This is a genomic window from Burkholderia alba (genome assembly GCF_034721475.1).
GTDB classification, from domain to species: domain Bacteria; phylum Pseudomonadota; class Gammaproteobacteria; order Burkholderiales; family Burkholderiaceae; genus Burkholderia; species Burkholderia alba.
Genome location: NZ_JAWJWL010000002.1, coordinates 25,306 through 38,401, shown reverse-complemented (window position 1 = coordinate 38,401; position 13,096 = coordinate 25,306). Strand labels below are relative to the sequence as shown.

Sequence of the window (13,096 nt, the reverse complement as noted above, 5' to 3'; positions counted from 1 at the left end):
CAGGCGAAAAGGGAACATCAGCTCTTGGGCACGATCAGGCCGGACCATCCCGGCAGATAACGCGCGTCCTGCGCATGCGCATGATTCAGCGCTTCCTCGAGCGCTTTCGAGAAATCCTGCTTGATGCTGGCCAGCGCGATCTTCGGGCGCAGGTAGTCGGCCCACAGGAACTCGCTGAACGGCGTTGCATCTTTCGCGTAGCCGCCCGCCGTGCGCAATTCGCCGGCGAGGCTTCGGTACGGATCGTCCTTCAGGCCCGTCAGGACCTTCGGCAGACGCGCGAAGTCGTGCCGCGTGCCGTCCGCGCCGAACGGGTGCACCCACTGGTTGTGCTCCATCATTCTCCAGAAGAGGGTCTCGTCGAGCCACGACAGATCCTTCAGCAGCATCGCCTTCACGTCGGTGACGCCTTCCTGGATCAGCGCCAGCCCGAGATGATGATGATCGACGATGAAGTACTCGTGGCCCGGCCCCAGCACGGCAGGAAACCAGTGCGAGTCGATGGCCGCCTTGCGGGCTTTCTTGCTCAGCCCCTTCCAGTGCTTGCGCTTCGCCTTGACTTCGCGATAACCCGCCGTCATTTGCGTGGGCCGCAACGCGTCCAGCTTCGCGGGAACCAGATGTACATCATTGCCGAGCGCCATGATCTCGTCCTTTCGAGGAATGTTCCGGCAACGATACATGGGAACGCCCCGCCCGTTAATACATCGCTTCACCTTAAACGGACGGTACCGCACGCTTTGACGATGCTTGACATCCCGGCGCGCTGCCGGCGGTCATCCCTGCCGCGGCGAAAGATCCGCGCGTTCGAGGCGATGGCGGATATACGGAATCCCGTCGTGCACGACCTCCACGCGGTCCATCCCGAGCTTTCGCGCAACCTTCAGCGACCCTTCGTTCTCCGCAGCGATGTCGGCGATGATGCGCGGCAGTCGCACGGTGTCGAATGCATGTCGAGCGATGCGCGACGCCGCCTCGCTCGCGATGCCCCGCCCCCACGCGCTGCGTATCAGGCGCCAGCCGATCTCGACCTCGCCGGCGCCGCCGGCATGATCGGGAATCAGCAGCATCCAGCCGATGAAGCGTTGCGGATCGGCTTTCTCGAAGATCGACCAGTAGCCGAGCCCTGCGGGATAGGTCCGGGTAATCCGGTGTTCGACGAAACGCCGATGCTCGACCGGATCGCGCCACGGCCCGGCGATATGCCGCGTCACCTCGGGATCGCGATCCATCTCCAGACAGGCCTCGAGATCGGCCAGTACGCGCGGACGCAACCGCAAACGCCCGGTTTCGAATACCGGCAGCGCCGGGTGTCCATCAGACCGCATGCCCCACTCCTCAATATCTGGATTGCCGCACTCATTCGGCTGTCGATATATTACAAAATAAATACACCATAATTCAAAATAAATACGTTTCTTTCAAGCATGGCCGCCCGATTTAAGCTTTCATATATCGCAACAACTATTTTCATAGGGATTAATCCCGATCGAACAGTTCAAAGCCGACGCTCCCGGGATCCGCAGCGTACACTCGCTGTGCTGCCTGCGCCGCGCGCCAGCCGGGCGGCTCAAGCGACCCGGGCGCTCAATACCAGGAGACCACGGCCATGAGCTGGACCCGAGAACAACGAAACGTCACGATAGCGGCCTATCTCGGCTGGACACTCGATGCATTCGATTTCTTTCTGATGGTTTTTGTCCTGAAAGATATCGCCGCCGAATTCAATACGAAAATCCCGGCCGTCGCCTTCGCCGTTACGTTGACGCTCGCCGCGCGCCCGATCGGGGCACTCATTTTCGGGCGTCTGGCCGACCGTTTCGGCCGCCGCCCGACACTGATGGTCAACATCGCGTGCTACTCGCTCCTCGAACTCGCCTCCGGCTTCGCGCCGAGCCTCGCCGCGCTGCTCGTGCTGCGCGCGCTGTTCGGCGTCGCGATGGGCGGCGAATGGGGCGTCGGCTCCGCGCTGACGATGGAGACGGTGCCGACGCATTCGCGCGGCCTCGTGTCCGGTCTGCTGCAGGCCGGCTACCCGAGCGGTTACCTGCTCGCGTCCGTGGTATTCGGCCTGTTCTATCAGTACATCGGCTGGCGCGGCATGTTCATGATCGGCGTGCTGCCCGCGCTGCTCGTGCTGTACGTCCGCGCGCACGTGCCCGAATCGCCGGCGTGGAAGCAGATGGAAAAGCGGCCGCGACCGAGCCTCGTCGCGACGCTGAAACAGAACTGGAAGCTGTCGATCTATGCCGTCGTGCTGATGACCGCGTTCAATTTCTTCTCGCACGGCACGCAGGATCTGTACCCGACCTTCCTGCGCGAGCAGCACCACTTCGATCCGCACACCGTTTCGTGGATCACGATCGTGCTGAACATCGGCGCGATCGTCGGCGGCCTGACGTTCGGTTCGATCTCCGAAAAGATCGGGCGCCGGCGCGCCATCTTCATCGCCGCGCTGATCGCGCTGCCTGTACTGCCGCTCTGGGCTTTCTCGAGCACCGCGCTGGCGCTCGCGGCGGGCGCGTTCCTGATGCAGATCTCGGTCCAGGGGGCGTGGGGCGTGATACCGGTCCACCTGAACGAAATCTCGCCGGATGAAATTCGCGCGACCTTCCCGGGCTTCGTCTACCAGCTCGGCAACCTGCTCGCCTCCGGCAATGCGACGATGCAGGCACAGCTCGCCGTCGATCACGGCAACGACTACAGCATGGCGCTCGCGATCGTCGCCGGGACCGTCGCCGTCGTGATCGCCGTTTTAATCCTGTTCAGTCGAGAGCGACGCGGCATCGACATGACGCAATCCGCCGCCGCGGCCACGTCGACCGCGTAGCGACCTTAACCGCAGTGCACCATTGCCGGGGGCGCGTCACGACGCGCCCCCGGCGTTTTGATGCTGCAACGCAATGCCGCTCTAGAGGAATCTGTCCACAAAGAACGCTTGCCGCCGACCCTCGCCAGTTTTTATCGTAATGAAAACGGTTGTTTCAATTACATATTTGAATCGCTTGTTCGCGGACCGGGCGACCGGTATGGGAGGCGGAACATGGCAGTTCGTCAGGCCAGCCGGCAATCCGGCGGGACGAAGGCGCGTATTCTCGATGCGGCTGAAGATCTTTTCATCGAACATGGCTTCGAGGCGATGTCGATGCGGCAGATTACATCGCGCGCGGCGGTGAATCTCGCCGCGGTCAACTATCACTTCGGCAGCAAGGAAGCGCTGATCCACGCCATGCTGTCGCGCCGTCTGGATCAATTGAACCAGGAACGCCTGCGCCTGCTCGATCGTTTCGATGCGCAACTCGGCGACCATGTCACCTGCGAACATGTGCTGGGCGCGATGTTCATTCCCGCGCTGCAGGCATCGCGCGATCCGCAGCGTGGCGGCCGCGCGTTCCTGCGGCTGATCGGCCGCGCCTATACCGACCCGTCGACCTTCGTGCGCAGTTTCCTGACCGCGCACTACGCGAGCGTGGCGGGCCGGTTCTTCGACGCATTCCAGCGCGCGCTGCCCAACCTGCCTCGCGCCGAACTCGGCTGGCGGCTGCACTATGCGATCGGTGCGCTGTCGGGCGCGCTCGCCGGCGCGGAAACCGACGGCCTGATCGAGGAATTCTCGCAGGGCCGTTCGATGAACGACGTGCAGCTGATCGCGCGCCTGTCGTCGCTGATCGTCGCCGCGCTGAAGGCGCCGATGCCGGATACCGCGCAACTCGCCATCTTCGCGGCCGTGCTCGGCGATGCCGCCGCTGCCGGTTCGCCGCTGCCGCCCGACCTGTGCCCGCTCGCGCAGAATGCGCCGAGCGCAGTGGCCACCCCCGCCGACACCCCCGAGCCGCATACGACCTAATCCGCCTGACGTGGCGCCACGTGCGCCGCGCCGCCAGGCGCCGCGCATGCTTGCGCACCGAGCACCCCCCATCAGGAGACAAGCGATGACCGCCCCCGTTGCCCACAGTGCGACTCAGGCGCCGGATACCGACGGCATCTGGTATCCGTCGTATCCGCGCGGCGTGCCGCACGATATCGATCTCACGCAATACGAATCGCTCGCCCAGTACTTCGACGAATGCACGACGCGGTTCGCCGATCGCGTGTCGTACATCAGCGCAGGATCCCGCCTGACTTATGCGGCGCTCGCGCGCAAGGCCGCCGCATTCGCGTCGTACCTGCAGCAACTCGGCGTGCAGCCGGGCGACCGCGTCGCGATCATGCTGCCCAACTCGTTTCAGTATCCGGTCACGCTGTTCGGCACGCTGAAGGCGGGCGCGGTGGTCGTCAACGTCAATCCGCTCTACACCGCGCGCGAGCTTGCGCATCAGTTGAAGGACAGCGGCGCGCAAACCATCGTCGTATTCGAGAATTTCGCGAAGACGCTCGAGGAAGCGCTGCCGGGCACGAGCGTCAAGCACGTCGTGGTCACCGCGCTCGGCGACCTGCTCGCCGACGGCGTCAACGCGAAAGGACGGCTGATCAACTTCGTGCTCAAGCACGTGAAAAAACTCGTGCCGGCCTATCATCTGCCGCAAGCCGTCCGCCTCAGGGCCGCGCTGGCGCGAGGCGCGCGCCGCGCGCCAGCGCCCGTGGCGATCAAGCGCGACGACCTCGCGTTTCTCCAGTACACGGGCGGCACGACCGGCGTCGCAAAAGGCGCGATGCTCACGCATGCGAACCTGATCGCGAACCTGCTGCAGGCGAAGGCGTGGATCGCGGACCAGGTCACCGGCGACATCGAGACGGTCCTCACGCCGCTGCCGCTGTATCACATCTACTCGCTCACCGTGAACGCCCTCATCTTCATGGGCCTGGGTGGCCGCAACATCCTGATCGCGAACCCGCGCGATACCAAGACGATGATGAAGGTCCTGCGCAACGAAACGTTCACGGGCATTACCGGGATCAACACGCTCTACAACGCCTTCCTCGACAACGACGCGTTCCGCCGGCGCGACTTCTCGAAGCTCAAGCTCGCGATGGCGGGCGGCATGGCGATGCAGCGGGCGGTTGCCGACCGCTTCAAGGAAGTCACCGGCTGCCCGATCGTCGAAGGCTACGGGCTCACCGAGTGTTCGCCGATCGTGACGATGAATCCCGTCGATTTGCAGGACATGCACGATTTCAGCGGTTCGATCGGCCTGCCCGCGCCGTCGACCCAGGTCCGGTTCCGCACGGAAGACGGCCGCTGGGCGAACATCGGCGAACCGGGCGAGCTGTGCGTGCACGGCCCGCAGGTGATGCTCGGCTACTGGCAGCGCCCCGACGAGACCGCGAAGGTCATCGACTCGGACGGCTGGCTCGCCACCGGCGACATCGGCGTCATGGACGCCAACGGCTTCATCCGGCTGATCGATCGCAAGAAGGACATGATTCTCGTGTCGGGCTTCAACGTCTACCCGAACGAGATCGAGGAAGTGCTCGTGATGCATCCCGGCATCAGCGAGGCCGCCGCCATCGGCATCCCCGATCCGGTACAGGGCGAGCGCATCAAGGCCTTCGTCGTCGCACGCGATCCGGCGCTGACGGTCGACGACGTACTGGCCCATTGCAGGAAGAATCTGACCGGCTACAAGATGCCGAAACTCGTCGAGTTCCGCGAATCGCTGCCGCAGACCAATGTCGGCAAGATCCTGCGCCGCGCGCTGCGCGACGAAGAACTGACGAAACTTAATCAAAAATAGGATCACTAACCTGATTTCAGACAGTTCCCGGGAGGCATGGATGAAACAAGCGTGGTGGCAGGAACCGAGCGCACGCCGCATGCGGCGCGGTTTGACGACAATCGCGATGGCGGGCGCGATAGGGCTCGGGGGCGGCGGCGCGGCGGCCCAGACGAACGCGGATGCCGCGGCGCCCGCGGACGCCGCGGCATCCGCGGGCGCGTTGCCGGCGGATTTCGCAAAGGTCGTGAAGCTGCCCGCCGAGCAGCAATCGCGCTGGCTGCGCACGGCGGCCCGCCAGGGCGTGCTGGAAAAGCTCGACGACGCCACGCTGACGGCCCTGTTCAAGGCACTCGATCCGCTCGCCGTGCCCGGTTATATCGCGGCGGGCCCGAACGGCTACCCGTCATACGAGTTCACGATGCTGCGCCAGGAGCGCATCAGCGGCAAATGGTCGGATACCCCCGACCACATGATCGTGCGAACCACGCGCGACCCGCTGCGGGTCTACGCGAAGTGGCTGCCCGACGGCGCGCATTCCGGGCAGGAAATCATCTACGACACGACGAAGCGCACCGATGAGATGTACGGCCATCTCGGCGGCCTGCTCGGCAAGATTCCGATGTGGACGTCGCTCGACGGCACCCTCGCCCGCGCGCAGTCGAACCACCAGGTCCGCGATCTCGGCACCGAATTCATCGCCAACCAGTATCTGACCGAGGGCAAGAAATATCTGGAAGCCGGCGTCAGCCGGCCGACCCATGTCGAAGTGAAGACCATGAACGGCGTGCGTGTCGTCGCGCTGACCTACGAAACGCCGACCGGCCGCCCGCAGTTCTACGCGAAGAAGGAAACGCTCGGGCTCGACCTGCGGCAGCCGTACTTCCGGACCGTCGAGTCGTATGACAACGACGGGAAAATCTTCGAGCGCATCGTCTTCGAGAAAATCACACCCAAACCGTTCGACGACTCGACGTTCGACCCGAAGAATCCGGAGTACAAGTTCTGACCGAAGTCGGGGCGGTACCCGGCAGATCGCCGGAATGACGCGCATCCGCCCCGGATCCGATGCCTGGCCGCACCGGCCCGACTGCGATCGGGCCGGGCATTTCGCCTGGCCGGCGTCCCGAAGACCGATCAGGTGTGGTAGCGACGGATCGCCCCCCGATCCCTCCGCACGCCGCCGTCGAGACGATTTGCCGCACACGCACCCGCTCACCTCAGTGCCGTGTCGGGACACATCCGGCCGGCGGTCCCTCCTCGATATTTGGCCCCGTTTCCTGACGCTTGTCGGGCTGTACAGGCCTACGACACAACCCGCCGCTCGTCCGGCAAAACCACCCCACGCGCGCCCTCTCAGCCAAACGGACGAATCGCGCAAACACCCCCGACCGTCTATAGTGGGTAACGGTTAGACACAAACGCACGCGCGCGCATCAGGTTTGAACAGGGTAGAATCCCGCCAAACGCTGTGCATTTTCCGCACCGCGCGTAAACGCATAACACTTATCTGACGCCGGCTCCTGCCGCTTCTCAATGGCCAATCCTGCAGAATCCCATCCGCAAAACGACTTCATCAACGCTGCGCGCAAAGAACGCAAGCGCGTCGAAATCTACCTCGTCAACGGCATTCGCCTGACAGGGTGTATCGAGTCGTTCGATCAGTACCTGGTGATGCTGCGCACGCCCGTCGGTCTGCAAGGCATCTATAAACGCGCGATCTCGACCATCCAGCTCGATACGGGCGGATCCCGTCCCGGCGGCGGTGGCGGCCCGCGCGGCCCGCGCACGGGCGGTCACGGCGGCGGTCGGCCCGGCGGTCGCGAAGGCGGCGGCCACAGCCCGTACGGCTCCCATGGCGGCTCCCGCGAATCGCGCGGCGACAGCTACGGTTCGCGCGAATCCCGTGGCGACGGCTATCCTCCGCGTGAACCCCGCGAGTCCTACGGCGCGCCCCGTGAATCGTACGGTACGCCGCGCGAGCCCCGCGAATCCTACGGCACGCCGCGCGAATCGCAACCGGACGGCGCAGGCGGATCCCCCGCGCCGGAGCGCAACGCGAACGGCCCGGTGATCGTGACCCGCCGCCGCCGCCCTCTCGGTCCGACCGACGGCGAGTAAACGCAAAAAGGGCAAGCTTTCCAGCTTGCCCTTTTTTTATCGCCCGGACGTGCATTGCGCCACCCGGTCAAACGAAACCCGCCGGGTTTCGTTCCCTATTTTCCTGTCCCGTTCAGTGCGTATTCGGCAGCCCCGCATCGGCCTGCCGCTGCAATGATCGCACCTGCTGCTGCAACTGACGAAGCTGAGCCTGCAGCGCGTCTTTCTGGGCCTGCAGTGCCGCGGTTTCGTTACGGGTTGCCTTCTGCCGGTTCGCCACCGCGGCCTGCTGCTCGCGCGCGACATTCAGATCGGCCTGCAGACGGCTCGCACGCTCCTGGACGACGGCGATCTGCCGATCGGTCTGCGCTTTCTGCGATTCGAGCTTGGCAGCCTGCAGTTCAGTGGCCGCAAGCGATTCAGCCTGCCGCGAGAAATCGCGGTACACGGCTTCCGCGCGCACCTCGTTGGTAGTCTTGACCACGCGCCAGAACGCCTTTTGCTGGAACAGCGCGACGAAATACGTTCCATCCTTGATATTGAACAACAGGCTCGCCCCGTAGCTGCCGTTGTACGTGGTGCGCATCTCGGTCAGTTCGTGCGCCTGGATTTGCCGCTGCAGATCGTCGATCGTGCTCTGCGTGCCGGCATCGTTCGATGCCGGGGACGGTTGCGGACTCGTGGCCGGCAACGGCTGCGAATTCGCGGTGGAAAGATTCACGACGCCGGAGGCCGGCGCGACGGATATCGCGGGTGCCGCTACCTTGTCGCTATCCAACGCTTGCGCCTGCGCGCCCTGCATTCCCCCAATCGCTGCCAGCGCGATACATGCACGCCCCACAACCAATTTATGGCTCATTTAGAGATTCCTGCACAGATTAATTGTAATTCTGACTGCAACCTTCTTATTATCACTCACTTTCGCGGGCTTCGGGCTCCTCGTCGAAAATCTGGTATTTCCGCATTTTCTCCCACAGCACCTTGCGGCTGATGCCCAATTGCTGCGCGGTATCCTGCCGCCGCCAGCCGTTCGCATCGAGCGCGGCAATCACACGGCTGCGCTCCGTCATGTCCCACTTGCTGCGATCGACGAACACCTCGGCCGCACTTTCGGCCGGCACCGGTTGCGCCGCGCTGCGCGCGTGCGCGACCAGCCGCTGCAGCCGAGCCGCGTCCCAGCCGCCGGTCTGCCGTACCGTCACGCCCACCCGCTCGGCCAGATTGCGCAGTTCCCGCACGTTGCCGGGGAAATAGGTGTCGGCCACCGCATCGGCAAGCCAGTACGGCAGATCCGGCAACGCGGCAAGGCGCTCTTCGCCGACGATCGACGCGACGAACGACTTGAACAGCGCGATCTTGTCGACCGCCCCCCGCTCCTCCAGCGACGGGATGCCGATCTCGATCACCGCGAGCCGGTAGTACAGATCCGCACGGAACAGGCCGTCCTTGACCAGTTGCGGCAGCTTCTTGTTGCTCGCGGCGACGAGCCGGAAGTCCACCTTGACGGGCGCCGTCGCCCCGACCCTCAGCACCGTGCCGTCCTCGAGCACGCGCAGCAGCTTGACTTGCTGATACAGCGGCAGATCGCCGACTTCGTCGAGAAACAGCGTCCCGCCCGCAGCCTGCTCGAAGTAGCCTTTATGCGCAACAACCGCGCCGGTGAACGATCCCTTCGCATGGCCGAAAAACAGCGACTCGAACAGACCGTCCGGAATCGCCCCGCAGTTGACCGGCACGAATTCGCCGAGCCGGTAGCGCGAATGCTTGTCGTGCAGCAGCTGCGCGATCCGTTCCTTGCCGACCCCGGTTTCGCCGTGCAGCAGCACGTTGGTATCGCAGTCGGCGAACGTGTCGACCTCCTGCAAGAGCGCCTGCATGCATTCGGAGTGGGCAACGAGCGCGCTCGGCTCGAGCGTCTTCGCCGCATGCGCGCGCAGCTGGGTGACGAGCTTGGAGATCATCCCGCGCAGTTCCGCGCACGTGAAGTCGAGCGGCAGGATATGCGAATACTCGGGCGGATACTGCGACGAATCGTGATCGCGGGCCGCGCCGACCCAGACGACCGGCATACCGATATTCGCCTGCCAGTCCCGCAGGAATGCCGCGCCGCTCTCGATCATGCTGACGCTGATGATCGCGAGCGACGGCCGCATCGCGGTGCGCTCCGGCGAGAGCACCGCATTGTCGGCACGAATCACTTCGACATCGAAGCTCGCCATGCAGCGGGCGACCCGGTCGACAATATCGGCCTTGCCTTCCCAGACGTACAGATCGAGCTCGTCGATTGCTTGCGTGTTTCTCATCGGGTAACCGTGACTTCTTCAATAAACCGTTTGCGCGGCGCCGCAGGTCAGCGCCTCGTTGTGGACTGTCGCAATGCCCACCTGGGCACCGAGCAGATTCAGCAGGGGCATCACGACCTGGTCGAGCGAACTGAGCAGAGGGCTCAACACCGTCGTCAGCAGCGACACCAGCGGCCCGAGCACCGAGCCCACCGGCACGCCCAGCCCCAGAACGTACAAGGTCAGGCCGTTCGGCGCGGTCAACGCCTGAGCAGCGCCCTGCAGCGCGTTCGTCAGGACCGAGCCGACCGCGTTCGAGTTGGAGGTCTGATAGTCGTCCGCATCGCCGGTGATGCCGTTGAACGTCAGGGTTGTCGAGTTGGCCGCGGGTACGACGGCCGGTAGCGCAACGTTGGCCATGACTTGCAACACCGGGATGGTCAGCACACTGACCGACACCAGCGTGGCCGGCGTACTGCAACTGAATGGCTGGTTCGCACTCGGATTGGCGGGCTGGTTGCCAATACACAGATTGGCCAGCCCGGGCTGCACCCCGATCACGGCCGTGCTTGCCGCTGCCGTAGGTGCGCAATTCGTCGACTGCAGCCACGCATATCCGGGCACGGCTTCCAGGGACAGCGGAAGATTGACCGAGATCGGAATGATATTCCCAATCACCAGCAACAACGGCGCCAGCACCCCTGTGGCCGACAAATTCGTCGTCCCGAGATTCACGTTCAGATACAACCGCACGTCCGCCGTATTCGCCTGCGTGCGCCACGTTCCGGTGGCGGGATTGATCCCGTCCTCGCCGACCGCCACCACCGGCGGCTGAATGATTTGGACCTGCAGCGACGACGTGAGCAACCCCAGTTGCAGCTGGGTCCCGAGATTGACCGCGGGCTTGCCCGCCGCCGCGACCTCGGCCGCGACCATCACCATGTCGAACACGTTGACCTGCGTATTGACCGCCGACTGCGTATTCGACAGCGCCAGCGCGAGTACGCCCGGCTGGCCGGGCAAGTTGCCGATATTGACGGTTCCGCCCGGAATATTCGCGTTGATGAGGGTGCTCAGCGCACTCTGGCCCGCCTGCAGGCTCGTGTTGAGCACCTGCGTGCGCGTCACCGCGTTCAGCAGGATCTGCATGAACTTGGCCGTCGACACTTGCAGCGCGAGCAGTTGACTCAGGCTGCCGACGCCGGCGGCAACCACGAGATCCTGCACCGTGACCTGCGTATTGACAAGCGCCGTATAGGACGCCGCGCTCAGGTTGAGGCTCACGCCGAGCAGCGGACCCAGCAGATTGTTCACGAGCCCGTTCTGCACGTTCGCGAGCGTCGTCCCGAGCGTGAACTGATCGGTATTGACCGCGCGAGCGGTCGAGACCGCCTGGACCTGCCGGTTCGGTCCGAAGAAGAAGTACGGCACGTTCTGGGTGACCGTCACCTGCGCCGCGTTCAGCGGCGTCGACGTCGTGCCGTAATAGCTGGGCGACCCGTAGTACTGAGGATCCCAGCGCAGACACGAAATGGCCAGCGTGTTCCCGCTCTGGGTCGGATCGAAGCCGTTCGCGGTCGCATTCGCGTTCGCGGCCGTCGCCGGCTGTTGACACAGGGCGTCCATTCGCTGCGCGGCCGCGATCGCGGCCATATCGGCCACGCCCTGCAAATTGCGCCGGACGAAAAACACGTTGCCGATGTCGATCGTACCGAGCAACGCAACGGCGACCAGCATCCAGATCGCCGCCAGCACGGCGATCGAACCGCGTTCACGCACGCGTCCGGAAGCCGCCGCGCGGCAGTGCGGCGGCGGACTCCTCATGGCACGGAAGCGGATCATCGCCGGCTCACTGCGACGAACTCGGCGTCAGCAGGTAATCCGGCCCCCCGCCGCCGGACCCCGACGACGAGCCGTAGAACACCGGAATCTTGCTCTTGAACGACTCGAGATAGCGCTGGTACGCGAGCGATGCGGCCGCGCCGATCATCGGCTGCGGATGCGGCGTGGCGGCACGGTTACTGCCCTGCAGGTCGAGCCAGGCCTGGGTCGAATGACTGATCTCCGACGCGAGCGGCGCGGCGCTCCCGGCCGCGCTCTGCGCCTGTGCCGCCGACGCGCCGAACGCGGCGGCCAGCAGCGCGGCGTACACACACCCGCGCCGCAGCCCGGCCCGGATCGTCTGGTTGTCGATATCGTGATGCATGATCGCCCCTCGATAGGTGTTGGTCATCGCGAAAAGCGCTGCAGCAGCGGCGCGGTCGGATCGAAGCCCTGTGCGCTTGCCACGGCCGGCGCGCCGGCCACCGGCGCATGCAGCGGCAGCGACTCCGCACGCTGCCGGACGCGGGCCGCCGCGGCCACCTTCGCCGCGTCGTTGCGAATCTCGGTCCTGACGTCCGCCGGCAGCTTCTGCTGAGTCATCAGTCCGAGCGCCTCCTGCGCGTGTCCGGTCGCCACCAGGAACAGCGCGAGATTGCTCAGGATCTTCGGGCTGTTCTGATCGAGCTCCGCCGCCTTCATCAACGGCACCCGCGAGCCCTGCACATCACCGCTGCGCATCCGCGCATAGGCGAGATCGGACAAGGTCAGCGCATCGGTCGGCGCCAGCACCGCCGCTTGCTCGAGCTCCTTCGAAGCGAGGTCGAAATTGCCCGCCCCGCCCGCAAGCAGCCCGAGCCCGCGATAGCCGCGCGCCGCGAGCGGCGTGCTCAGCAACTGGTTGTACGCGGCGGCGCTCGCGACCGGCTGATCGGTCGCGCGCAGCGCGTCGCCGCGCAGCAGGATCGTGTCCGGCGATACGCCGTACTGCTTTTCGTAGGCGTCGATGTGCGCGAGCGACGCGTAATACAGCCCCTGCGCCTGCATCCTGCCGATCAGCCCGAGATACATCCCCGGCGTATCGGGCGTCGCGTTCTTGTCCGCCGCGGCCTGCATCAGCGCGGCGCGCTCGGCCTGCGCGCCGACGCCGTAGCCCGACTCCTTGAACGCGCAAGCCCCCAGCAGCAGCGCAAGCAGCGCGATGCCCGCCGTCGTCATCGAAACATTGTGTCCCTTCAT

General features: G+C 64.9%; 12 protein-coding genes. 5 read left to right on the top strand and 7 right to left on the bottom strand.

All coding sequences use genetic code 11. The features are described from left to right. Positions 1 to 17 precede the first annotated feature (17 nt). The gene (locus RZR99_RS01970; protein ID WP_323118062.1) at positions 18 to 644 is read right to left on the bottom strand and encodes a ParB-like protein; all 627 of its coding nucleotides are present in this window, start codon (positions 642 to 644) and stop codon (positions 18 to 20) included. A 132-nt stretch (positions 645 to 776) separates the two neighbouring features. Next, positions 777 to 1,328: a GNAT family N-acetyltransferase gene (locus RZR99_RS01965; RefSeq protein ID WP_323118061.1), complete on the bottom strand. Its 552-nt coding sequence runs from the start codon at positions 1,326 to 1,328 to the stop codon at positions 777 to 779. Between the two features lie 281 nt (positions 1,329 to 1,609). Between RZR99_RS01965 and RZR99_RS01960 the strand changes: the two genes are divergently transcribed. The 5 genes from RZR99_RS01960 (at position 1,610) to hfq (ending at position 7,775) form a co-directional block, all read left to right on the top strand. Next, on the top strand, positions 1,610 to 2,830 hold the full coding sequence (locus RZR99_RS01960) for an MFS transporter (protein WP_323118060.1): 1,221 nt from the start codon (positions 1,610 to 1,612) through the stop codon (positions 2,828 to 2,830). Positions 2,831 to 3,043: 213 nt separating this feature from the next. Then, positions 3,044 to 3,847, top strand: coding sequence for a TetR/AcrR family transcriptional regulator (locus RZR99_RS01955; protein WP_323118059.1), 804 nt, complete (start codon positions 3,044 to 3,046; stop codon positions 3,845 to 3,847). Between the two features lie 85 nt (positions 3,848 to 3,932). Then, positions 3,933 to 5,675: an AMP-binding protein gene (locus RZR99_RS01950; RefSeq protein ID WP_323118058.1), complete on the top strand. Its 1,743-nt coding sequence runs from the start codon at positions 3,933 to 3,935 to the stop codon at positions 5,673 to 5,675. Positions 5,676 to 5,754: 79 nt separating this feature from the next. Then, positions 5,755 to 6,663, top strand: a complete 909-nt coding sequence (locus RZR99_RS01945) for a DUF1571 domain-containing protein (protein ID WP_323118321.1) — start codon at positions 5,755 to 5,757, stop codon at positions 6,661 to 6,663. A 527-nt stretch (positions 6,664 to 7,190) separates the two neighbouring features. After that, on the top strand, positions 7,191 to 7,775 hold the full coding sequence (hfq, locus tag RZR99_RS01940) for an RNA chaperone Hfq (RefSeq protein WP_323118057.1): 585 nt from the start codon (positions 7,191 to 7,193) through the stop codon (positions 7,773 to 7,775). Positions 7,776 to 7,887: 112 nt separating this feature from the next. Here hfq and RZR99_RS01935 read toward each other — a convergent pair whose 3' ends face one another. The 5 genes from RZR99_RS01935 to RZR99_RS01915 all read right to left on the bottom strand — a co-directional run bounded on the left by RZR99_RS01935 (position 7,888) and on the right by RZR99_RS01915 (position 13,075). Beyond that, on the bottom strand, positions 7,888 to 8,613 hold the full coding sequence (locus tag RZR99_RS01935) for a DUF2968 domain-containing protein (RefSeq protein WP_323118056.1): 726 nt from the start codon (positions 8,611 to 8,613) through the stop codon (positions 7,888 to 7,890). 52 nt (positions 8,614 to 8,665) lie between these two features. After that, complete coding sequence (locus RZR99_RS01930) at positions 8,666 to 10,057, bottom strand: sigma-54 dependent transcriptional regulator (RefSeq protein ID WP_323118055.1); 1,392 nt, start codon at positions 10,055 to 10,057, stop codon at positions 8,666 to 8,668. A gap of 18 nt (positions 10,058 to 10,075) precedes the next feature. Continuing rightward, positions 10,076 to 11,815 (bottom strand): TadG family pilus assembly protein, encoded by a 1,740-nt coding sequence (locus RZR99_RS01925; RefSeq protein ID WP_323118054.1) that lies wholly within the window; start codon positions 11,813 to 11,815, stop codon positions 10,076 to 10,078. Positions 11,816 to 11,885: 70 nt separating this feature from the next. Further along, positions 11,886 to 12,242: a DUF3613 domain-containing protein gene (locus RZR99_RS01920; protein WP_323118053.1), complete on the bottom strand. Its 357-nt coding sequence runs from the start codon at positions 12,240 to 12,242 to the stop codon at positions 11,886 to 11,888. Positions 12,243 to 12,265: 23 nt separating this feature from the next. Continuing rightward, positions 12,266 to 13,075, bottom strand: a complete 810-nt coding sequence (locus RZR99_RS01915) for a tetratricopeptide repeat protein (RefSeq protein ID WP_407655396.1) — start codon at positions 13,073 to 13,075, stop codon at positions 12,266 to 12,268. Between the last annotated feature and the right edge of the window lie 21 nt (positions 13,076 to 13,096).